This is a genomic window from Agathobaculum desmolans ATCC 43058 (genome assembly GCF_000701665.1).
GTDB classification, from domain to species: domain Bacteria; phylum Bacillota; class Clostridia; order Oscillospirales; family Butyricicoccaceae; genus Agathobaculum; species Agathobaculum desmolans.
The window spans coordinates 24,320-47,410 of sequence record NZ_JNJN01000018.1 but is presented as its reverse complement, the minus strand read 5'-3'; the positions used below and the strand labels follow the sequence as shown (position 1 = coordinate 47,410).

General features: G+C 50.4%; 17 protein-coding genes, 1 pseudogene and 1 riboswitch. Of the genes and pseudogenes, 2 read left to right on the top strand and 16 right to left on the bottom strand.

Annotation, left to right across the window (positions count from 1 at the left end; genetic code table 11):
- Window positions 1-963: pseudogene (locus T363_RS14495) on the top strand (IS256 family transposase); the annotation flags it as partial.
- Window positions 964-1,574: 611 nt separating this feature from the next.
- Here T363_RS14495 and T363_RS16240 read toward each other — a convergent pair.
- The 9 genes from T363_RS16240 to T363_RS0106195 form a co-directional block, all read right to left on the bottom strand.
- Window positions 1,575-1,802 (bottom strand): hypothetical protein, encoded by a 228-nt coding sequence (locus T363_RS16240; protein ID WP_161645947.1) that lies wholly within the window; start codon window positions 1,800-1,802, stop codon window positions 1,575-1,577.
- A 256-nt stretch (window positions 1,803-2,058) separates the two neighbouring features.
- Entirely contained in the window at window positions 2,059-2,922 is an 864-nt protein-coding gene (locus T363_RS0106230; protein WP_031474283.1) for a metallophosphoesterase, read from the bottom strand.
- A gap of 49 nt (window positions 2,923-2,971) precedes the next feature.
- Complete coding sequence (locus tag T363_RS0106225) at window positions 2,972-3,583, bottom strand: ECF transporter S component (protein WP_051643133.1); 612 nt, start codon at window positions 3,581-3,583, stop codon at window positions 2,972-2,974.
- 92 nt (window positions 3,584-3,675) lie between these two features.
- A riboswitch (FMN riboswitch) is annotated at window positions 3,676-3,807 on the bottom strand.
- A gap of 45 nt (window positions 3,808-3,852) precedes the next feature.
- The gene (locus T363_RS0106220) at window positions 3,853-4,458 is read right to left on the bottom strand and encodes a ribonuclease M5 (protein WP_031474279.1); all 606 of its coding nucleotides are present in this window, start codon (window positions 4,456-4,458) and stop codon (window positions 3,853-3,855) included.
- 2 nt (window positions 4,459-4,460) lie between these two features.
- A complete protein-coding gene (gene holA / locus T363_RS0106215) occupies window positions 4,461-5,507 on the bottom strand; it encodes a DNA polymerase III subunit delta (RefSeq protein ID WP_051643132.1) in 1,047 nt (348 codons plus the stop codon).
- A gap of 3 nt (window positions 5,508-5,510) precedes the next feature.
- Window positions 5,511-7,754 carry a ComEC/Rec2 family competence protein gene (locus T363_RS0106210; protein ID WP_031474275.1) on the bottom strand — a complete coding sequence of 748 codons (2,244 nt, stop codon included), beginning with the start codon at window positions 7,752-7,754 and terminating at the stop codon, window positions 5,511-5,513.
- A gap of 113 nt (window positions 7,755-7,867) precedes the next feature.
- Complete coding sequence (locus T363_RS0106205) at window positions 7,868-8,206, bottom strand: histidine triad nucleotide-binding protein (protein WP_031474274.1); 339 nt, start codon at window positions 8,204-8,206, stop codon at window positions 7,868-7,870.
- A 37-nt stretch (window positions 8,207-8,243) separates the two neighbouring features.
- Complete coding sequence (alaS, locus tag T363_RS0106200) at window positions 8,244-10,895, bottom strand: alanine--tRNA ligase (RefSeq protein WP_031474273.1); 2,652 nt, start codon at window positions 10,893-10,895, stop codon at window positions 8,244-8,246.
- A gap of 346 nt (window positions 10,896-11,241) precedes the next feature.
- Window positions 11,242-12,612, bottom strand: a complete 1,371-nt coding sequence (locus tag T363_RS0106195; protein ID WP_031474272.1) for an MATE family efflux transporter — start codon at window positions 12,610-12,612, stop codon at window positions 11,242-11,244.
- A gap of 155 nt (window positions 12,613-12,767) precedes the next feature.
- On the opposite strand from T363_RS0106195, the gene T363_RS0106190 reads away from it, so the two are divergent.
- Window positions 12,768-13,634, top strand: coding sequence for a helix-turn-helix domain-containing protein (locus T363_RS0106190; RefSeq protein WP_031474270.1), 867 nt, complete (start codon window positions 12,768-12,770; stop codon window positions 13,632-13,634).
- Window positions 13,635-13,720: 86 nt separating this feature from the next.
- Here the strand turns inward: T363_RS0106190 and T363_RS0106185 are convergent, their stop codons facing one another.
- The 7 genes from T363_RS0106185 to T363_RS0106155 form a co-directional block, all read right to left on the bottom strand.
- Window positions 13,721-16,018, bottom strand: coding sequence for an S-layer homology domain-containing protein (locus T363_RS0106185; RefSeq protein ID WP_161645946.1), 2,298 nt, complete (start codon window positions 16,016-16,018; stop codon window positions 13,721-13,723).
- A 15-nt stretch (window positions 16,019-16,033) separates the two neighbouring features.
- Window positions 16,034-17,284, bottom strand: a complete 1,251-nt coding sequence (locus T363_RS0106180; protein ID WP_031474266.1) for an ABC transporter permease — start codon at window positions 17,282-17,284, stop codon at window positions 16,034-16,036.
- The gene (locus T363_RS0106175) at window positions 17,284-18,036 is read right to left on the bottom strand and encodes an ABC transporter ATP-binding protein (RefSeq protein ID WP_051643131.1); all 753 of its coding nucleotides are present in this window, start codon (window positions 18,034-18,036) and stop codon (window positions 17,284-17,286) included. The genes T363_RS0106180 and T363_RS0106175 overlap by 1 nt, the downstream gene beginning before the upstream one ends.
- A 10-nt stretch (window positions 18,037-18,046) precedes the next feature.
- Window positions 18,047-20,008, bottom strand: coding sequence for an HlyD family efflux transporter periplasmic adaptor subunit (locus T363_RS0106170; RefSeq protein ID WP_031474262.1), 1,962 nt, complete (start codon window positions 20,006-20,008; stop codon window positions 18,047-18,049).
- An 80-nt stretch (window positions 20,009-20,088) separates the two neighbouring features.
- Entirely contained in the window at window positions 20,089-20,595 is a 507-nt protein-coding gene (locus T363_RS0106165; protein WP_034971841.1) for a hypothetical protein, read from the bottom strand.
- Window positions 20,596-20,874: 279 nt separating this feature from the next.
- Window positions 20,875-21,804, bottom strand: coding sequence for an S-layer homology domain-containing protein (locus T363_RS15075; RefSeq protein ID WP_051643130.1), 930 nt, complete (start codon window positions 21,802-21,804; stop codon window positions 20,875-20,877).
- A gap of 127 nt (window positions 21,805-21,931) precedes the next feature.
- Complete coding sequence (locus T363_RS0106155; RefSeq protein ID WP_242840240.1) at window positions 21,932-23,017, bottom strand: hypothetical protein; 1,086 nt, start codon at window positions 23,015-23,017, stop codon at window positions 21,932-21,934.
- Between the last annotated feature and the right edge of the window lie 74 nt (window positions 23,018-23,091).

The window sequence follows — 23,091 nt, the reverse complement described above, 5'->3', positions numbered from 1 at the left end:
AACAAGGACACAGACAACAGCCGTAACGGCCACAGCAGCAAAAGGCTGCGCACCAGCTTTGGCGAAGTGGATGTATCGGTTCCCCGAGACCGGAAGGGGGAATTTGAGCCTCAGGTGCTGACAAAGAACCAGACTAGCATCATTCAGGACATATACGGCATTTCTGTCTCGGATAGCGCAGTCAGCCGAATCACGGATAAGATTCTGCCCGTTGCCAAGGAGTGGCAGCAACGGCCTCTGGAGCCCATCTACGCCATGGTATTTCTGAATGACATCCACTATTATGTCCGCAGCGAAGGGCAGATTGTGAAGAAAGCAGTGTACATTGCCATTGGAGTCAACCCGGATGGTCGGAAAGACGTTCTGGGGATGTGGGTTGGCGAAAACGAGGGCGCCAACTTCTGGGCCCCTGTCCTCAATGGCCTGAAAAACCGGGGGGTAGAGGACATTTTCATTGCCTGTACCGACAATTTAGCGGGGTTTGACGCGGCGATTCCCAGACCGAGATCCAGAACTGTATCATCCGCCAGCTGCGCAATTCCAGCAAGTATGTGTCCTACAAAGACCTGAAGGCTCTTATGGCCGATCTGAAGGCGGTCTATGCCGCCGTGGACGAGCAGGCCATCCTGGATGTTCTGGATACCTTTGGGAAGTGCTGAGACAAGAAATACCCGAAAATTTCCCAATCCTGGCAGGCTAACTGGGCCAATCTCAGCACCTATTTCAAGTACCCCTCAGGAGGTGCGCAGGCTGATCTATACCACCAACGCCATTGAGGGTTTTAACCGCCAGTTACGCAAGGTGACCAAGTCCAAGTCCGTCTTTCCCACTGATGACAGCCTGCTGAAAATGCTGTATCTGGCCATGATGGATATTACGAAAAAGCGGACCGGGCGGCGGCAGGACTGGAGCCTGATCCACGCCCAGATGGCCATCTACTTTGCCGAGCGTATGCCCGAGTAACACCGCCGGGGCCGGATGTCGAGGGCAAGATGAACAGCTCCGCCGCCCCTGACATCCGCCCTCCCACCGGCGTTATGTTGTTAAAAAGGCGGCAGCCGAATTTCCTCGACTGCCGCCCCGAACAAATTTTGCTCTATTTGCACCTCAAATGGTGTTTACATGGAATTTTGAATTGACTCTATTCGCTGGATTGAAACCTATTACAATCGCCGCCGACGCAACACAACAAACGAAGGCGCTGGTCAAGCGCACCCGCTTTGCGCGGTGTGTGCCCGCCACGTAATCCGGCATGCTGGGGTACGGTTTTCTTGACTATTCCAAATTACCGAAGTCGCGAACAGGAATATCTCCAGTCCCCCCGGAAATCTTTCAACCATTTTTCAGGGTGTTGCAGCCTACACCGAGATTTTGGACACAGCCACACACCCAGTTCCTTTTGATCGAGATAGTACTTTTAAACTGTTTGTCATGCTACTTTGCCATAATAAGATCCTCCTTCTTCACGATACCCACACTATTTGCTCCATTCATTTCCTTCCAATAGGAGACGGTTTTTACGTTTTTTGTATTCGGCGAATAGGCGTCCGCTTCACCAACATCAAATTCACCGGTCATGCACCAAACAGGAAGCAGATATTCATTGTCTGCACATCCACTGTGCCGCCAGATGTTGTATAGCCCGGATAGCTCCCCCAGTTAAAGCCGATGGGAGCAACCGCGGTGAAATATTCCGGTGCGTCCTGCGCCAACCTCCATGTCATAGCTGAACCGTTGGAATGTCCTGTTGCGTAAACACGGCTTGCATCAATTGAATAGTCAGCCTTTGTAACATCGACCAAATGTTTAATAAAACCTATATCATCTGGCGAATCAGTTGTGGTATGAATATAGACCGGAGAATAGTTATTCCAAATTGGAACCGGAATGCAACTGCCTCCGCCGTACGCACCATCATTTACATATCTATTTAGTATATCAAACCCAAATATCCAATTAGCATCATCGTTTCGAAGACTTTGCTTTTTTCTGCTTTGTGGCTGTTATCATAGGTCGGCTATTCATTCCTTTCTAAAGGCAGGACAATCTCTTTTATCCCTATTGGGAAGTTATATCCACTACAACGATCTCCGGCGGATTAAAAAAACGCGGTTTCCAATCACGGATCAATCCTCGTCCAACAATGCCGGTCATATTGCCGATCTGATAAGCTCCGCCTGCGTATTGCGGAAAGAATCCTTGATTAGGTGCAATCAGTCCATTGAGTAAAACCGGAATACGCCATTGACCACCATGCGCATGTCCACAAAGCGCTAGGTCGAACGGATGGACAGCATAGCTTTCCATATATTCCGGTCGATGTGCGAGCAGAATATTAACCGTATCCTGCGGCAGATCATCAAACTGTGCCAATGCATCGTGGTAGGTTTCAGCATTTCCATAGGATCGTGGCAATCGATCACCGTAGGATGCTGGATCTTCAACCCCACAAATGGTGCATGGGATTTGATTGATGGTCAATGCACGGTGTTCATTTTCCAATACAGTTACACCGAAAGAACGGATTCGATTGAAAATCGCTTCAGGATCATGATACCAGTATTCATGGTTGCCAGAAACATAATAGCATGGCGCCAGTGCGGTGATCTGCTCCAGTAAACGTTCCGCCCCTGTCCATGGCTGTTTGTCATCCACAATATCACCGCACAGCAGGATCAAATCGGGCTGCGCTTGTTGCAGACGGTTAATGATCGGCTGTTGGTCGGTACCATATTGATAGCTGTGCAGATCGGAAAGCATCGCCAGCCGCAACTGCTTTCCAACAGGAATTTTTGTGCTGGTAATATGATAATAGCGCGTTTCTAAACCGCATTGCAGTCCGGCAATGCCTATGCCTACTGCACACAGCAAAAGTGCAGCCGTTAACCTCTTCCTTGCTGTAATAAGATCCTCCCCTTTCAAACAAAACAGGACACAGACGATTCCGCCTGTGTCCCCCATCTGCTATATTTTAGTTGGCCTGCTGTGTAGAGCGATGCGCTTCAAGCTGTTTAGACTTGATAAAAACGCTTAACTTTTTATAGGCCAACATGGTAATTGCCGTTAAAATAGTGCCCTTAATCAAATTGAATGGCAGAACACCAATCAATAGATAGCCCTGCATGCCGGTTACAAGCGGATTGACCGCCGAGCAAGCCTCAAAGATAGCCTCAAGCGGCATGATCTGCGAATAAAACGGGATGATTAGAAAATAATTCGTCAGCATTGCAACGACCGACATTGCCAGCGAACCCGAAATACAACCTGCAATCGCCATTTTACGAGATTTATGAGAACGATAAATCAGCACCGCCACGATGACCAGTGCAGACAGCATAAGGAAATCTGCCAACTCGCCCGATCCGCCGGTTTGCGTCTGCGTCAGGTGGATCAAGTCCTTAATGCCGATCATTGTGATCGCAGGTCCAATGCCGAACATAAACGCGCCAATCAGCACAACTGCGCCGGACAGGTCTACCTTCAGGAACGGCGGCATAAACGGAAGCGGGAATTCAAAGTACATCAGTACGGTTGCGATGGCCGCAAAAATTGCGGTGTAGGTGATTTTGCTTGCTTTTGTCATGATGATTCGTCTCCTTTGTGAGGAGTTCTGTTTGGTGGGTCATAAAAAGCCCTTGGACACAATGATCCAAGGGCATGCAGACGTACCATGTACACCTGTTTCTTTCATCCGGACTATAACCGTCGGTTGGGATTCTCACCCATCATGCCTTGCGGCTCGCAGACTATCGGGAACAAAGCCCGTATACTGCCGGTGGAGACTTTCACTCCGCCCTGAAACAGAACTAATTTAATTTTATACTTTCATTATAGGTGGGTCATGGAGCTTTGTCAATCTTTTTTTGCAAATTGCTGCAAAATATTTTCGATCTCTTCTCTTGTTCCAACAGCATTCACAAATTCCAGCAATGCGTTAGCCGTCATATGTGCAGGCAGCGCAAGGGCACGCAATACAGCCGCACGCCGCCGGGCACTATCCGGCCCGCCGGACAGTCCCCACGCAAATAAATCCGCCTTTGTGATCGGCTTAACAGGATTGGCAGCCAACGAATCTTCTGATTCAACCGTTGCCCCGGCGCGCCGCAGTGCCTCCAAAATAATTTCCGGACGCATTCCCTCCACACCGAGTTTTCCTTCCTTGGAAGAACAGCGCTTACGACGTTCTTTCCCCATAATATCCGGAATATATGCCTGTTTGATCCTATCAGCCGGCAGTGCTCCTTTTACATAATTGCGGATTACAAAACCAGCGCCGTCGCTGTCTGTCAGGATGATTAAGCCGCGCGTCTGCGCGATGCGGCGAAGCAGCCGAAGCTGGTCTTTGTCATTGAAGATGCGGAAACCGCCGCTTTCCAGCACTACGGTATCCACTACTTGGCGAACGGTATTGCTGTCATATCGCCCTTCAACCAAAATCGCTTCTTTGATCCGGATCACGCTTATCCCTCCCTCAGTGCCGATGCCATCGCAAGCAGCGCTAATTCAATCTGTTTTTGCCGGTCGACCGCGCTGCCCTTGAGTGCGGAATCGGTTTCTGCACAGTAAGCGGCTGCCTGACGCAGCCAACGCAGCGGAACGCGGCGCGCTGCATTTTGTATCTGCCGCGCATAATACGGAGATTTGGAGCCAATCATTTCCATAAGCTGCTTCTCCCCTCCTCTTGCTTCCGCACAAAGCTTGGCCGCATATAAACGCTGAATATGGCGGGTGATCGTTGTAAAAATCATTACTTCACTGTTTTTTTGTGCAATCAATTCACCAACCAAGGTCACCGCACGCTGAAACTTTCCTGCGGTGATGGCATCGGTCAGGTCGAATACAACTGCATCCAACACCGGCGAACAGACGGCATCAATGTTGTATTTTTTGATTGTACCCGTTGTGCTGTGTGCTGCCGCCTTATCCAACTCCCCTGCCAGATTCGTCATGGAATTGCCGCACAAAAAAATCAAATAGGCGGCTTCTTCCGGCGCGATCGAACACTGCAGTGCCCGTGCACGACGTTCGAGCCATGCAACCAGTTCCCGCTCTTCCTGATGCGCAAATTCCGCAAAGCAAGCGGATTTTTCCAACACTTTATATAATTTGGTTCGCTTATCCGGTTTTCCATCTAAGACATCGTAATAGAAAACCAAGCAAACATAATCCGGCAGATCACCCAGCAGTCCGGGCAAAAAATCAGAAAATCCGGCAGGTGGCTTGAATAAATCAAAATCTGTTACAATAATCAGCTTTTTTTCCGACATGGCAGGATAACTGTCTACTGCTTCCGTCAGTTGTTCCGGTGTCAGGCTTTTCCCTTCAAATTCGATCATATTAAAATCCGCAAAGGTCGGATCGATTACTTTTTGCCGCAATTCGCGCAAATAATATTCCTTTAGGTAGCTCTCTTCGCCCGAAATGATATAAAGTGGTGCAAAGGTTCCGCTTTTCAAATCACTGATCAGCTGCATCTTGCCGTTCGTTTTGTTTTTTGCAGTAGCCATGGGTCACTCCTTTTTGAAACGCCGTTCGATCTCACCGGTCAAAAAAGGACTTTCTGCCGGAATCCCGTTGTATTCGATTGCAATATCATCCGATCCAGCCTGCAAAAGAATCCTTTTCGCATTAGTCTGGGCTAAAGTCTGCTGCAGCAGTGCAGCATCTTCCAGATTGCGCTGCGAAAGGACGACTTCAGATGCTTGCGGCGGAACGGGGACAGATGCCCAAAACGCTGCCAGCTGCTTTTGGGTGGGGCTGTGCAGAATCAGCACTTCCCTGCCAATCTGCACACCGAGCTTACCGTCCGTAACGGGAAATACGATGATCGAAACTCCATTGTTTTCAAATGCCTGCGCCGCAGCTATCTCCTTTGCACCGTTCTGCCGCGCCGCTGCCAGCAGCGCGGTATTGTGCTTGGTTTCCCGGCATCCTGCAGGAATGACTACTTCATTTACAGGGATGTTTTGCAAAAGTACAGGCAAGGAGCGTGCGTGCCCCTTGTCCACAGCGGTTAATATTAAGCGGTCAATCTGCGTGAAGTTATTCCACTGCATCCATTCCTGTATCAGAGATGCAGCATCCCGATATCCGCCATCCCCGGCACAGTCGATCAATGTCATATGTTGTTTGCTATCCGCAACAATAACAGCCTGTCCGGCACCGCAAGGCAGATAGGTTACCGTATAATGCTGGCTGCGGTCATATACGCCGGCGGCACTGAGCCCAACAGTCAGCAAACCGACGCATGGCAGGATCCAACGCCAACGAATCTGCCGTCCTGCGACCAGCCAAAGCAAAACCACAGCAAAAAGGATCACCAATACTGCTACTCCATAACTGTCACCCCAACTGATCAACCCGAACGGAATATCGGAAATTCTTTCAGCAATCCAAAGAATGTAGTTCAGGAAGGGCTGCAGGAGAGTCGATAATACCGCTGCGGCGGCGGGCAGCAGTCCGGAAATGATACAGAGCAAGAAGCCACCGATGAAGCAGACCGCAGTGACACCGACTACCAGCAGGTTGCTGAGCAGCGAAAGCATTGAAACATAGCCGAAGGAACTAAGCAGAATCGGAGTCGTGCAAATGGTCGCACTCACTGTGCAAGATAATGCACCAGCCACCACAGATCCCATGCGACGTACTAACTTGGGCGCATTGGCAAATGGTTTGGTCAATTTCCGCTGCATCCGGCCGGAAAGCAGGATCAACCCCAATGTTGCAGCAAAAGAAAGCTGCAGGCTTAAACTCGCAATAGAATACGGGTTTAGAATAAGCAGTAACCCCAAGGCAAAAAACAGTGAGTTCAGACTGCCTGATTCTTTTTTCAGCACAAAGGCACCGGCAGCGATCAAATACATGATTGCTGCCCGCAGCACGGATGGGGTCGCGCCGGCAATCGGAATAAATAGTACGATGAGTAGGATTGACAGATACGTGCCCATTTTTCGGCCAAACAGCAGAAAGCAAAAGCCCACCAAAAAACCAATATGCAAACCGGACACGGCTACCAGATGGCTCAGTCCGGCAATACGCAGCGCCAACGCATCCGCATCGGAAAGACCCGACTTGTCACCCAGCAATAAGCCGTTCAGCAACCCTGCTTGTCGTGAGGGAAGATGCGTATTAACGGCTTCCCGGCAAAAACGTGCGATCCGCTGGGGCATCCATCGCAGGGCGCGGTTGTTCTGCTGCAGAACAGAAAAAGAAACCGGTTGATCGTTGTCATCTTCGGTATAGGAAGCTGCAATAAAGCAGCGGTCTGCAGCCTGATAAGCCGCACGGTCAAAACCATCGATCTGTTTTGGCAAATAAAATCCCACATTGGCTTTGATCCGATCCCCTGCATGCAGCGGCTGTTCGGTCAGTGGCAAATAGCAAAACATACGGAAAGAACCAGGTAGTACATCATTATCGTCTACGACAAGTTTGGCACGCTGACTATCATCATACACAGCGGCATCCTCTAATACAGTTGCCGTAATTTCTGCATGACGGCTTGCCAATGTGCGGATCGGTTCCACGACCACAGCGTGATATACATTCAAACCCACAAGTGCAAAGCTGGCCGCAGCAAGCATGCAGAACACCGTACATAACCGCTTATGGTACACAGCCGCACCAGCCGCAAAAAGGAACAATGCCAATAAAAGAAGTGCAGCCGTCAGGCTGATCGTATATTCCAGACAAACCGCGCAATACAACGCAGCTGCTGCCGCAGGGACGAGATAAATCAGCGGACGCTCAAACATATGCTTCCCTCCTTTTTGTCAGATGGAAAAAAGAAGTGGCAGGAATATGCCACTTCTTTTTTGATTTGGTTCTTTGCGTTTTAACACACAGAATCGACCTTGGAAAATCTGAATCAACCCGGCGGCCATGTCATATCACGGCCGGACAGCACATGAAAGTGCAAATGGAACACACTTTGCCCGGCTTGCTCGCCGATATTGGATACTACACGAAAGCTATCCAGCCCCATATCCGCGGCAACCTTGGCAATGACTTCAAAACAGTGTGCCACAACCGCGCTGTTGGAAGCATCCACTGCGGCAGCCGAGCGAATGTGTTGTTTGGGGATTACCAGAAAATGTGTCGGCGCCTGCGGGTCAATATCGTGGAACGCATAGCACAAATCGTCTTCATAAACCTTGTTTGACGGGATCTCTCCCGCAGCGATTTTGCAAAACAGACAGTTTTCCATTGGGATTCGCCCCTTTCCTGATTACAGTATAATGCTTTTACAGCAGCGCGTCAACAATGTTGTTGACGGCCTCCAGCGCAGCTTCCAGCTTAGACGGATCCTTGCCGCCTGCTGTTGCGCTGTCCGGGCGTCCGCCGCCGCCGCCGCCAACCAGCTTGGCAACTTCCTTCACAATCTTACCGGCATGTGCGCCCTTCTGAACGGCTTCCGCACCGCAAACGCAAAGCAGGCTGACTTTATCACCGGATACCGAAGACAAAACCGCCACCATATTCGGCGCTTTTTCCTTGATGCTGTCACCCATTGTGCGAAGCATATCCGGTGTCGCATCTTCCAGCTTGGTTGCAACAACATTTACACCCTTTACATCACGGGACACATTAAACAAATCGACGATCTGCATAGATGCAATTTTGCCGTTCAGCTTCTCCAGCTTTTTGCCCATTGCACGCAGGTCATTCATCGTCTGCTCAACCTTGGATGCCAATTCATTCGGCGAGGTCTTAAGCGCAGCAGCTGTTTCATTCAGGATGTGCTGACGCTCATTCAGGAAGCGGAGCACCGCCTTGCCTGTTACCGCTTCGATACGCCGCACACCGGCAGCGACCGAGGCTTCGCCAATAATTTTGAACATACCTGCTTTAGCGGTATTATCCAAATGGGTACCGCCGCAGAACTCAACGGAGAACCCTTCGCCCATATCGACAACACGAACGGTATCGCCGTACTTTTCGCCAAACAGCGCAATGGCGCCGCGCTTTTTCGCTTCCTCAATCGGCAGTGTTTCGGTAGAGATACGGTAACCGGACAGAATCGCATCATTTACAATGCTTTCCACCTGCATCAGCTCCTCCGCAGTGACCGCAGAGAAATGGGTAAAGTCAAACCGCAGACGATCCGGCTCCACCAGCGAGCCGGCCTGATGCACATGATCGCCCAGCACACTGCGCAGCGCGGTGTCCAGCAAATGGGTAGCGGAATGTGCACGCATAACGGCAGCACGACGCTGTGTATCAATCTGTGCGCGAACCATATCACCCAGCTTGAATACGCCCTGAACGACCTTGCCGTAGTGCATATACTTGCCGCCCTTGTTTTTCTGAACATCTGTAACTTCAAAGCAGCACGGCTTATCTCCATCAATCACAATCTGGCCGTGGTCCGCTACCTGGCCGCCCATTTCAGCATAGAACGGGGTTTTATCCAACACTACGATGCCCTCTACGCCGGTCATCATTTCTTCCGCCTGCTCGTTTTCCACAACCAGCGCAACAACCTTTGCATCGGTCAGCGTACCATGTTCATAGCCATCAAAGACAGTTTCGGGCACATCCTTGCCGAATTCAACACCAGCCCAGCCCAGATCGCCAAGCGCCTCACGCGCTTTGCGCGCACGCTGACGCTGCTCTTCCATCTGCTTGTGGAATTCTTTTTCATCCAGCGTCATGTCCTGCTCTTCTACCATTTCAAGGGTCAGGTCAATCGGGAAGCCATAGGTGTCATACAGCTTGAATGCATCTGCGCCGGAGAACACTTTTTCGCCCTTTTCCTTGTGCCCAGTCAGCATATCGTTAAAAATGCGCAGGCCACCGTCAATCGTGCGGGCAAAATTTTCTTCTTCCACGCGGATGACCTTCACAATATAATCCTGACGCTCACGCAGTTCCGGATAATGTCCTTCGTTTTCGTGGATGACCGTATCGCACACCTTGTACAGGAAGGGATCATTCACGCCCAACAGCTTACCGTGACGTGCAGCGCGGCGCAGCAGACGGCGGAGCACATAGCCGCGTCCTTCGTTGGAGGGCAGCACACCATCACAAATCATAAACGTGGCCGAGCGAATATGATCCGTAATAACACGCAGAGAAACATCAGTCTTATCGCTCTCGCCGTAGTGTTTACCAGCAATCTCGGAAACCTTGTTGGTGATATTGCGAACCGTATCGACATCGAACAGCGAACCAACGCCCTGCACCACACAGGCCAGACGTTCCAGACCCATGCCGGTGTCAATGTTCTTTTGCTTCAATTCGGTATAATTGCCGTTGCCATCGTTGTCAAACTGGGAGAATACGTTATTCCATACCTCCATATACCGGTCGCACTCGCAGCCGACGGTACAGCCCGGCTTATGGCAGCCGTATTCTTCACCACGATCATAATAGATCTCCGAGCACGGGCCGCACGGACCGGAACCATGCTCCCAGAAGTTATCTGCCTTGCCAAAACGGAAGATGCGTTCCGCCGGAATGCCGATCTCTTTATTCCAGATTTCGAATGCCTCGTCATCATCCTCATAAATTGAAGGATACAGACGATCGGGATCAATGCCGACCCATTCCGGGCTGGTCAAAAATTCCCAGCTCCACGCAATGGCCTCGCGCTTGAAGTAATCGCCGAAAGAAAAGTTTCCAAGCATTTCAAAGAAAGTGCCATGGCGTGCAGTCTTGCCAACGTTTTCAATATCGCCTGTGCGGATGCACTTCTGGCAGGTGGTTACTCTGTGACGCGGCGGCTCCTGCTCACCCGTGAAAAACGGCTTCATGGGCGCCATACCCGAGTTGATCAGCAGAAGCGATGCATCGTTCTGCGGGATGAGCGAAAAGCTCGGCAGGCGAAGATGCCCCTTGGTTTCAAAAAACTTCAGATACATTTCACGCAGTTCATTTAAACCTCTATACTGCATATCTTTTATCCTCCCAAATTAGAATACATAATAAAAAGCCTTCGCCCAAACGTCAGGGGCGAAAGCAATCTTCCACGGTACCACCCTGATCTGCGCATATGGCGCATCTCAGCGATCCGATATCGGAGATCAAACGTCCTGTTTTAGCAGGCAGCTCAGAAATGGCTGTTTCCGCAGCTGCACAAGGGCTTTCACCAGATCCCTCTCTCTTTCGAACAGCTGATGCGTAAACTCGTTTCGTCATCGCTTTTATCAATATAACATAAATAGTATGCCACTGTTCAAGCGATTTGTCAATAAAAAACCGGCCTAAAGGCCGGTTTTCCAAAAGAGAAAAGAGAGAGATTCAAACAGAAACCGCATCATCCGGACGCGTTACCTTTTTGACCCATTTCCAGCTGTGTAAACGAATAAATACCGGTATCGCTTTATAAAGCTGATCCCATTTCAATAGGAAAAACACCACCGCCGGCGGGCATTTCCAACAGAATGCAGCCAGCGCAGAAAAGGGCACGATAATCAGCCACATACTGATCAAATTCATCTTGGCACTGAAAGCTGTATCCCCGCCGCCACGAATAATGCCGTTATCACATGCCATTTGATAAGATGTCCCTACCGTTGTAATGGCTAAAATCAGCATAAACTGCATGGAAAGCCGGTAAGCCTGTTCGGTCAATGATCCGCCGAATACCGCCAGAATCGGTGTGCGAAGCGCAAAAATCAACCAACCGGAACAAAGGCCGATAATTAAAAACATAATTTGCAGTGTAAACACAAGAGGACGCAGACGATGTTCATTACCTTCGCCGATCGTTCGTCCTACGACAATACCGGCAGCTGATGCCGCGCCATATGCCACAACCGACAGAACCTGATATACCTGAACAGCGATCGCATTAGCAGCGGTTACGTCGCCGCCGAGATGTCCCAAAATGCCTGTTTGAACCATCTGGGCAATCCCCCACAACGCCTGATTGATGAGGACGGGTGATGATACGCGGATATAATCCTGTATGTAGCTGGTATCAATATGCAGCAGCTTATGCAGGGTCAAGTTCAAATCGTGTTCTTTATATTTGAGATAATAGACAACGATCAGCAATTCCACGCAGCGGGAAACCAAAGTGGCGATTGCCGCACCGCGCACTCCCAGCTCCGGAAAACCGAAATTGCCGTAAATTAGGCAGTAGTTCAGACAAACGTTGATTATCAAGGTGGAACCGGAAATAATATACCCAATTTTTACTACGCCAACCGACCGCAGAGAGGCGACCAGAATATTGGTAATCGTAAAAATCACGTAGGTAAAGCAGATGATCTGAAAATATTGTTCGCCTTGTGCAATCACCGCATCGTTATTCGAAAGCAGAGATAGAAGCTGCGATGGGAACATCAGAACGATCCCGAACATAACGATGGCGAGTACACCGCCGAAGCGCAGCGCTACGCCGATAATATGCGGAATCGGCTCGAGCTTATTTTTGCCCCAGTACTGCGAACCAAGAACGACTGCACCTTCTCCTGCGCCGACAACCAGCATCTGCAATAAAAATTGCACCTGATTACACAGGCTTACGCCGCTCATAGCATCTTGGCTGTATCGGCCGAGCATCATCGTGTCCATCATGTTGACACCATAAGTCAGCAGGTTCTGCAAAGCAAGAGACAGTGCAAGAACCATAAAGGATTTATAAAACGTCTTTTCCTTAATCAATTTCAATATCCCCTTTTTTCGACAGAAGCCGATAGCAACAACCTATATTTTCTGTCTGCAAATAGAATACCGGAAACAATCCGCGAGTGCAATAATAAAAGACTGCAAATAATTTATATTTTGTGCTATTATAAAAGAGAAGGAGGAGCGATACTATGAAGGTATTAAACGAACCCGGCGTCCTTTCGCGGTCAGAGCGTTTTTTTGCCACACCATCCGCCATGGCGCGCAGCCTGTTTTATTATGTGACCCGTGTTGGTCACTATTATTACGATGAGCAATATGATTTTTCCGACCGGTGTGATGTGGCAATGCAGGATAGCCACAAAAACTTTTTTCTGATTTTTATGCGTTCCGGTACAATGTATTTTGAAACCAGTCAATCCTTTTCTGCCGAACGAGGACAGATCGCCTTGGTGGATTGTCATAAACCACACCGTTTCTACACCGACGGACCAGGGGAATCCATCTGGATTCATTTTGACGGCGCCAATGCATCTGCCTTTTTTGAACAGATTTTAGCGCTGCGCAACGGACGTCAGGTATTCGATCTGGCAGCGGCTGGTCGGGTGGAACAGGAAATGGCGTATATTATTTCCGGGCTGCGCAGCGCCTACATGAGTGAAGTAGACTGCTCACAGCGCATTTACCGTATACTATGTGCACTGCTGTTTCCGCATCAGGAACGAACCGGTTCGCTGGCCAACGATGTGATTCCACAAGCCGTACAGTTTATTGCTTCACATTTGTTTGAGCCGCTTTCCGTTAAACGGGTTGCACAGGAAGTCAACCTAAGCCCCTCACATTTTTCACGTCTTTTTCGCAGTACAACCGGTTTTTCTCCACATGAATATATCATGCTGCATCGTATTGACGAAGCAAAGACACTGCTGCAATCCACCGCATTATCGGTGAAAGAAATCGCATTTCGGGTAGGATACCGCAGTGAGGTGAATTTCATTACCGCGTTTACTGACAAAACAGGACTATCCCCAACCCAGTTTCGCAAAAATACATTTTAAGTAAAAGCATCCCGCCCATCGGTACTTGCCGGCGGGCGGGATGCTTTTGAAGCACTGCTTTGAATCAAATAATGTGAATGACAGGCTTATGATGCAACGATCATGCGGATCTTTCCGCCGTCTTGCGCACTCTTGTTAGCATAAACGCGGAAATTCGTATAATTATTCTTGGCATCCTGCAAAGAAATAAATTCTGACTGTTCAGTAATATATACGCCGATATCCTCAGCCAACGGATAGAAACCATCCTTTGTGCGGACACCGGAAGAGCCATCGAACGCAGCGCGATCAACGGTATCCACGAGCTGTAATTTCAGCGTGGACAGTGAACGGTTAATGACTTCCTCATCCGTAGAATACCCCTTCGGAATACCAACCGGTGCGCCGCCCAGCCCTGTGGGCAGCGACAGCACAGAATACGCCGCTGTCTGTGAACCAGTGCCGTTCCAGTATTTGAGGGTAACCTTGTAGGTATCGTATGTCTCACCCTCGCCAGTGGGCTGCGAATGCGTGGAACCATATCCGATACCGTAGATCCAGCTTTCGCCGGTCACATCACCCAGCACAATGTTGGTCACCGTGCCTGCGCTGTCCAGTACAGTATACCGGATATCCTTAGAAGGAACGGTAGCACTTTCAATACTCGAAATATTGATTGCGGACAACGGTGCACCCGAAATAACTTCTTCGTAAACGCGCACCTTGGGGGAAACCTGCCGATCGCCCAGACGACCCTCCGCAATATTCCAGTTACCTGCAGACTTGCCGGACAGGCTGCGCTGGGTCAGATAAAGCGCACCGTTGGAGGACTGACCAACTGTTACCAAGCGTCCCATCAGGCTGCTCAGCTCGGCCGCCTTAACATCCAGATTGCGCAGAGTCAGACCATTGGTCAAGACCACGGTCACACCGCCCTTATCGTCTGCTCCCGGGATACCGGTTACAATACCCTGCATATCAGCACTCACCGTGCTCTTGGGATACGCCGCTGCGATCTGTCCGTTCGAATCAAACAGCAGCGTGATATAATCCTTGAGTTTAATATTTTTGAAGGTTGCCGCCGCACGGTCGGAAACTGTATAGTTCTGACCGCACACAGTAATGGTCTGCGGATATGCAAAAGTCGGCGTGCCTTCGGTATATTGGCCGCTGATACGGGCATCCGACACAAAAGCCTGCTTGGCAGCGGCATCCAGTGTCACAACATCATATTTTTTCAGCTTAGTGCGGTCGACAACGGCACCATTTTTCACAATAGAATATCCCTCCGGGATATTCACTGCACTTTCAACGCCGTAAACAAACGAGCTGGATGCAGCCGATGCGGTTTGCGGCAAAACCGCCATCAATTCCAACGCCCCAAATGCATTATAATACAGGGTCAGGGTATCGCCCGGCTGGATACCGGACCACATTTCGCCGAACGTACTCAGCTTATCCCGCTCTCTGCAGATATACAGCTTAGTGCTGCGATCCGGCTGAAGCGTCTGGCTCTCTGTCCGGATACGATCCGCAGCCACTTCCGTTACTTTGAATTGCTCGGTTTTGTTGCCGTTCGGGATCATACCAAGAACACCCGCCTGCTCTCCCTTTCCGATGACAGCAGTACCGTATACACCAATCATGCTTCGATCCAGTGTACCGGCTGTTTTGCGCGGTGTTTCATCAACACTGCCATTTTCGTAGAATCTTGCCTCATTGGATGCAAGCATACTGTCGGTTTCGCTGGTAGCAAGCAGAATGCAGTTTTTAACCGTAGATTCGGCGGTTTTATCAATCAGCATCCCGCTTTCGCTGTCCTTAGGTGCAGCCCCCAACGTATTGAGCAGCATGATCGCAGCATCCGAGCGTTTTACAGCAGCTTTATTATTGGTGATATTCACGCCGTCTGTCAAGCCGAGCGACTGTGCACGTGCTACATAATCTGCCGGCCAGAAGGGACCTATATCCGCTTCCTGATAGCCAAGCATGCGCAGCAGCATGGTGCATACTTCGCCATAATTCACCGTTTTATCCGGACCAAAGGTACCATCCGCGTAGCCCCGGATAATTGCCTGCTTTTTCAAATCCGGGTGCTGGACTGCCGCATTGATATACGGCGCACCCCAGTGTTTTTGTTTCACATCAGGAAAAATCGTGTAATTGGCATAGGGACTGACATTGGTCACGCCCATAGCGGTTACGGCCAGTTTGCAGAATTGTGCACGTGTCAGTGAGCCGGAGGGGTCAAAACGCCCGCCGCCTACACCTTCCATTATGCCGAGTGCATCCAGCACGGAAGCGGTCTGTGACAATCGGACATCTGATATATCCGAAAAAGCGGCAGAAGCCGGCGCAACCAGAGCCAGCAGTGCCAGGCACAAGCTGATCAATCTTTTTTTCATATCCATCCATACTCCTTATTGTGTACGCAGCGCGTCAACCGGCTGCAGATTAGAAGCCTTATTAGCCGGATATAGTCCGAAAATGATACCGAGCAAAGCAGAAAACAAAAACGCACCCACAGCTAATCCGAACGACGGCAATACGGTGAACTGTTCGACCGTAGGCATGAATCCCCCTTGCATTTGCTGTGCAAGCAGCACATTACCCAAAATTGCTGACAGGAAGCACCCCAGCACAATACCGATCAAGCCGCCAAAGCAGGATACTACCGCTGCCTCCACCAGAAACTGACCGATAATATCCCGTTTGCGTGCACCGATCGCCATGCGAATACCAATTTCACGAGTGCGCTCGGTTACAGATACCAGCATGATATTCATAATGCCGATGCCGCCAACCAATAAGGAGATGCCCGCAACGCCGCCGCCAATCAGTGCCAGCATATTAGCGGAGGCTTCTGACTGCTCCTGCCACTGGCTGTTGGAATAAGCATTAAAATACCCACCGTTGGATTCGCACCGTCCCTGCATAAATTCAGGAAGCAGCGTATCAACCAGCTCAGAAATATCTTCTTTATTGGCTGCTTTGATAATATACTGCTTATCCATCATGCCGTATGAGCTCATCATACTATCTTGTAATGTATACGGCATGACTAGCATCTGATCTTCGGTATTGATCTTCCCTTCGAATTTTCCCTTATATACGCCGACCACTTCAAAGGATTTGCCGCCAATGCGGATTTTTTGCCCAAGAGGGCTCATTGCGCCGAAAAAGTATTTGCGAAGGGTCTCGCCGATCACGCAGACCCGTGCGCGGCTGCGGCAGTCTGCTGCGGAAAGATCGCGTCCCACCGTGATCACATGGTTGGTCACATCACCGTAGTGTTCATTGCCAAAATACATATAAGTATAGCTATCGCTCGAGGTCAGCTTTTTAGAGCGATACTGTATGCCATCATTCTGCCAATCGTAATACTGACTTTGCGGGGACCATGCGGATACTTTATCTGCAAGGTCATTGCTAAGATAATCCTCAAAGTCATCCCAATCACGGCTCTTGGCGCCGTACCCGGAAATATCGATCCGGTTAGTGCCCATGGCTTCAAACTGCAGCTGCTGCAATTTGGTGCCGCCCTGAATATACGCCACAATGGCAATAACCGACGCAACACCGATGATAATACCCAGCATCGTCAGAATAGAACGCACTTTGTTGTTCATAATGGATTTGAACGCCATGCGAACGGTTTGCAGCCAATTCATCAGTCAACCCCTCCTTTTCCCGGTCGGTCGGAGATGATTTGCCCATCCTGAATGGTAACGATGCGTTTTGCCATCTCGGCCAGATGATTATCATGGGTGATCAGGATAATCGATGTACCCTGCGTGTTCAGCGCACTGAGCTGCTCCATAATATCACGGCCGGAAGCCGAATCCAGGTTGCCGGTCGGCTCGTCCGCCATAATGATCGGCGGTTTGGCGGCCACTGCGCGTGCGATCGCTACGCGCTGCTGCTGACCGCCGGACATCTCGCCCGGACGATGATCCATCCGCTTTTCCAATCCGACCGATGTGAGCGCATCCACAGCCAGCCGGTGCCGTTCCTCCCGGCCGATCCCGCGATAGATCAGCGGCAGCTCGACATTTTCGAGCGCCGTCAGCGCGGGGATCAGGTTGAAGCCCTGAAAGATAAAGCCGATCTCCCGGTTGCGGATGCCGGACAGCACGGAGGGCTTCATATCGCTTACCGCCTGTCCGTTCAGCAGATATGTTCCATAGGTGGGAATATCCAAACATCCGAGAATATTCATCAGTGTGGATTTGCCCGAACCGGACTGCCCGAGGATGCACAAAAATTCCCCCCACGGAACCTGCAGAGAAATGTTATCCAACGCCCGGACTTCATTCTCCCGCCCCTCGTTATAGATTTTACTCATCTGGCGAACATCAATCAGCAGCTCGGAGCGTACTGTCTGCTCTTGAATCGGCTCCGCTTGCTTTTTCCTACCAAACATTACAGCCTCCTCAGCCTACTGCCATGCCGGCATCCATTTCGCCCATATCAGAATACAGTTCCTGCGGACCGGCCAGAAAAACAGTGGTTCCCTCTTCGATCCCCCAGTATATTTCGGTGTTGGTCGAATCTGCAATGCCGATCTCAACCGGTACCAGTACAAAATCCGCCGGAATGCCCTCGGTTCCCTCCGGAATCGGCAGGGTCTCCTCAAACGGGATTTCATCCCCGTTTTCATCAGTCAGCGGTTTGGCAAAAACAGCTGTGCCGTTTTCTGTATTGACAATTGCACGAGAGGGTACCATCAGGCAATCCATCGACGATGCGGTAGTAATCTGATACTCCACCATCATACCGCTGTAAATTGACTGTCCTTCGATCGGGTCGATTGCAATTACGGCAAGGAAAGTGGGCATGCTGCCCTGGCCGCCATCGCCGGAGTTCTGCGTCGGTTCCAAGGCCACCGAATCCACCATGCCGGTCAGCGTCAGCTGGGAACCGTCATTGTTATACATGGTCATTGTGGCCGGCTGGCCAACCTGCACTGCGCCGACATCGGTCGACATCACTTCTGCATTCACCACGATATCACTCAGATCCGCCACAACAACCAGTGCATCCGTGCCGGAGACTTCCTGATCTTCTACCGCATTCATGCTGACAACAACACCGTCAATCGGAGATTTGACCGTGGCATTTTCGATCAGTTTTTTCAGTTCGGTGATGCGATCCTGCTTATCCTTCACCTGTTTTTGTGCCGAAGTGACACCGTTACGAGCCGCATTCACGGCATTCTGGGCGTTTTTCACTTCATCCTGCGCAGAGTCGCTGGTCAGCCGCATAATCGTTGCACCGCTTTTATAGCTATAATAATCGATTCCGTTTAAAGCAGAGATCTTACCGCTGACCTGTGCCGTGACCGCCTCTTCCCTACCATATTCCAGCGTGCCGGATTCCGCCGGGAATACCGCACCCGCACTGCCGGCAGAAACAGTAGCTGTCGCGGTCATCCCCTTGGTCAAGGCGCCCTGATTGGGAACCGAGATATTGACGCGGAACATTTTGACACCTTCCGCAGAGACGCGTTCGGATTTTTCCACCGAGGAAACGGTACCGGAAACCTCGCTCATTGCCGCCGGTATGGATACAGTGGCAGATTGCCCGGATTTAATCTGGTTGATATAGGCAGAGCTGAAAAACAGCGACAGAGACATCTTACTGTCGTCCACCATGTAACCAATCACTTCGCCTTCGCTGACCTGCTGGCCGACACGGTATTCATTGCTGTTGCCTTCCCCATCGCTTGCCGGAATGATCTTGCCGGTAAATGGTGCTGTAACATTCAAACGGTTTAACTTTTTCTGCGCTGCATTCAGGGTATTCTGTGCCTGAGATACCTCGTTCTGCGCATCGCTGACCGCGCGCTGCGCATTAGCCAGCTCATCCTGTGCCGCATCCAGCTCTTTTCGTGTTTCGGTCGGGTTTACAGTCAGTAAGGTATCTCCTTTTTTAACTTCATCACCAACTTCAACCGAAATTTTCGTAATGGTGCCCTTCAAATCACGCCCTAGCTCTTCGCGTTTTTTTGCAGCCGTTGTGCCTGATCCTTCCACATAAGTTTCCAGCATGCCAAGCGATGCTACCGCGGTTTCCTCCCCACTGTCCGCCGCACCGCCGTTACGGGTCTTTAATATCAAAAAAATACCCAGTGCAATCAAAAGCAGTAAAACACCGGCACCTATGCCAATACGAACATTACGGCTTAGTTTGGGCTTGCTGCGGTTCATCTTATCCGCATATTTATTGCGTTTTGGTGCTTCTGCATTGCCGCTTGATTCGGCAGGCAGTTTTGCAGCTTCTTCCGCCTTGACCGGCTGCGGCTCCGGCTGAACCGGATGCTTGCTGCCCGCTTTGGCAATATGTGCGCCGCCTTTTTTCTCAGGGACGACCTGCGGTTTTTTTTCTTCGCTCATACGTGATTTCCTTTCTTTGCTCTATCCTTCTTGCTGTATATGATTTCGCGATACAGTTTCCTGATCGGTAATCGCCGGCCTTACCACAAGGTAAGCAAAAAGTGATGTACTTTGTCCGGAAGGTTTTCCAGCGGCCCATCGTTCACCAAAATGCCGTCGTAAGGATAACCGGCCACCTCGTCGTCCGAACGATTGCCCAAAGGCCCCCGACTCTCTTCCAGCGCGGGACGGCGCACCAAAATGGTTTTGCAGCAGTCTCCTATGACCCGGCGCAGCCGTTTGATCTCGTCCGGCTCGCGGATATGGATAAACAACACCTCAGCATCACTGTGCTGAAATGCATCCCACTGTTCCACACAATATCGGAACGGCAAATCGTTGAAAGCCGTGCATGCTGCTTTCAAGTCAGACAAAAAACGGCGGGCGGCAGGAGTTTTGCTGCCATCCCAACCGGCAGCCCGTGCCACGGACAGGATCGGTGTGATGGATGACACATTCTGAACATGCCAAAACTGCGCCGCTGCCTCACAAACGGTATCCTTACCAACACCGCCGCTGCCGTTAATGATGAATACCCGTTTGTCCATCCTGCACTCTCCTGACATCTTTCACTCTAACTTATGTAGTTTATCATAATATATCGTTTTTTGCAAGTCAGCAGGCATTATATCTTCACATCCGAAACCGTTTTGTAACAAAATCGAATCATATCGCCTAAACGGTGTTTCTCCCGCACATAAGGAATCTGCACAGACTGCAATCGCCAAAAGAGAAAAGACGCCGCTTATGCGACGTCTTTTCTCTTAAAAACCAACTGCTTCTGTTCATGGAATTAGGCTGTTTGTATCATCTGATACAGAAGCTGTTTACTTAGCAAAGCTGCGATGCAGGAATGTCACGATCTGACCGCGCGTGCAGGTCAGTGCCGGCGAAAACTCCGTATCACTGGTGCCCTGTGTGACCCCCGCTTCTACCGCCCAGTTTACAGCAGCAGAAGAGATATCCGCAAAATTGGCAGCTGCCGCACCCGGTTTCCCAGCATGCTTCCACATAAAATCAACCGCCATTTCACGTGTACAAGGATTATCTGCATGGAACGCACTGCCTTCTGCCATGCCGTTCTCTGCCGCCCAGGCCACCGCCTTTGCATAGTACATATCGGGGTTGACATCGCCTAACAATACTGCATTTTTCGGCTCCGGTGAACCGGCAGCACGCCACAGGAAGGTAATGATCTGGCCCCGCGTACAGGTCTTATCCGGCGAGAATGTTGTGTCACTGGTTCCGTCGGTAATACCCTGCTTGACCGCCCAAGCAACCGGTTCCGCATAATACATATCTGCCTTCACATCGGTAAACGCCGTTTTTCCCGGCTCTGCCGGTTTTTCCGGCTTAGCGGCCGTGCCGCTGCCATCCGCACTGACCCATATATCACCCTCTGGGCCGTACCGCTCGCTGTAAATGAACATATTGTAAATACCGGTCGCAGGCAGACTCGATTCATCCGAATCCCACCATATATTAGAAACCAGTTCGCCGCTGCTCGTATAGCAGTACACGTCGCTGATGCTCAGCGGCCTGAATGCTTTAAACTTCGAACCGGCCGGATACAGCAGAACCGTAACCGTTTTTCCGTTCACCGTCATTTCCTTCTCCCCGGAGCAGGGATTGCTGCACCCAAGGTACTGCACATAGAACGGCTTTACCTCATACCATTCCGCAGCGCCCGCGACCATGGAGGTCAGGCTCAAGCATACCAGAACAGCTGCCAGCATAGATGTCATACGTTTTTTCATAACAACAGCCCCCTTGTACACTTGTTGCAAAGTGTTCTGCTGATAGCATTACATATCTGTATGATATTTGTAATATGCTACCTGCATAGTATTATGCAGTATTTTTGCAGCCCCTACAATATCCGCTTTACTCAAATACCGCCTGCGAAATATCCAGTTCCTGCCGGCATCGGTTGTCGATATCCACTTCGTTACCGGCAAAACGGCAGTCCGCAAATTTCAGCGAAATATCGGTTGGCACGTTTTCCAGCAAAACCGCCGTGCCGTTCCCGATAAATTGGTTGCCTGTGTACTGCGTATGTGAAACTCTGCTGCCGTCCGCATTGTCCGCATTAAAATGGAAACCAATCTGATTATTTTCCCATCTGCAATGCATCGCGTTTACCCACGTATCGCCGTAAGCCAGCACACCGGTTTTCCAGCCGGAAATCGTGCAATCCGTTAAATGCACACGGTCTGCTGCTGAAATGCCGATCCGATCCCTGCTGCCAAGAAAATCAATGTGATCGAAGTAGTTAATCCGTTTTTCTGCCATAGTCGTCACATAGATATGTCCGGTAAAAACAGTTCGTCCCTCTTCGCTGCCGCAAAGGTTGATCGGATGCTGGTCGATTGTCAGATCGCCGGTATATGTCACGGCGGGCAAATGCAGGTACACAATGGTTTCGGGTGGTATGGTTCGGTCGACTTCATCCACCAAAGCCTGCAATTCTTCTGCGGTCTGCATCGGCGTATCCTCCGGATAATAATGCATAACCGGGATCTCCTCTATTTCCATATCGAGATACAGGCGGATCGTATCGCCGTTCGTCATGCCCAGCGTCCAAATAATGCGGGAGGATCCGCTTTCCAAAACAAAATCCATAAACGAAGTCAGCGCCGCATACGGCCGCGCACCGCTGTATACCGGTTCAGTGGCCCGCCACGGATATGCGCTGTTCTCAGGCTGCTCAAAGGATATCTGCGAATATTTTATTTTCTTTGCCATCGAATGGCTGACATTTTCCCCGGTTCTACTGTCATAAAAAGTAACGCAAAGTGGGAAGCGGTATTCTTCCCCCGGTTCACATTTCACATTTACCACCTTGGGCGGTTCGAAGCGCTCACTGCTTTTTGCTAGGTGGATCTGATAGCTGCCATCGGCATCGGTATACTGCACGCTGCCGGCGCCTTCCAGCTCCTGTGGACGGGTATACAGCCAAGCTGCACACATGATTCCTGCTGCAATCGCCATCATAATGCCGATATGCAGTATTCTCCCCCAGATTGCCTTTGGCGGCTTACATT

Excerpts from the sequence above, each read along its gene's own strand:
- T363_RS0106210 (WP_031474275.1), bottom strand. The coding sequence starts at position 7,754 with ATGTTTGAGCGTCCGCTGATTTATCTCGTCCCTGCGGCAGCAGCTGCG.
- T363_RS0106205 (WP_031474274.1), bottom strand. The coding sequence starts at position 8,206 with ATGGAAAACTGTCTGTTTTGCAAAATCGCTGCGGGAGAGATCCCGTCA.
- holA (WP_051643132.1), bottom strand. The coding sequence starts at position 5,507 with ATGGCTACTGCAAAAAACAAAACGAACGGCAAGATGCAGCTGATCAGT.
- T363_RS0106225 (WP_051643133.1), bottom strand. The coding sequence starts at position 3,583 with ATGACAAAAGCAAGCAAAATCACCTACACCGCAATTTTTGCGGCCATC.
- T363_RS0106170 (WP_031474262.1), bottom strand. The coding sequence starts at position 20,008 with ATGAGCGAAGAAAAAAAACCGCAGGTCGTCCCTGAGAAAAAAGGCGGC.
- T363_RS15075 (WP_051643130.1), bottom strand. The coding sequence starts at position 21,804 with ATGAAAAAACGTATGACATCTATGCTGGCAGCTGTTCTGGTATGCTTG.
- T363_RS0106165 (WP_034971841.1), bottom strand. The coding sequence starts at position 20,595 with ATGGACAAACGGGTATTCATCATTAACGGCAGCGGCGGTGTTGGTAAG.
- T363_RS0106175 (WP_051643131.1), bottom strand. The coding sequence starts at position 18,036 with ATGTTTGGTAGGAAAAAGCAAGCGGAGCCGATTCAAGAGCAGACAGTA.
- alaS (WP_031474273.1), bottom strand. The coding sequence starts at position 10,895 with ATGCAGTATAGAGGTTTAAATGAACTGCGTGAAATGTATCTGAAGTTT.
- T363_RS0106180 (WP_031474266.1), bottom strand. The coding sequence starts at position 17,284 with ATGAATTGGCTGCAAACCGTTCGCATGGCGTTCAAATCCATTATGAAC.
- T363_RS0106190 (WP_031474270.1), top strand. The coding sequence starts at position 12,768 with ATGAAGGTATTAAACGAACCCGGCGTCCTTTCGCGGTCAGAGCGTTTT.
- T363_RS0106155 (WP_242840240.1), bottom strand. The coding sequence starts at position 23,017 with ATGTGTGCAGCTTGGCTGTATACCCGTCCACAGGAGCTGGAAGGCGCC.
- T363_RS0106185 (WP_161645946.1), bottom strand. The coding sequence starts at position 16,018 with ATGAAAAAAAGATTGATCAGCTTGTGCCTGGCACTGCTGGCTCTGGTT.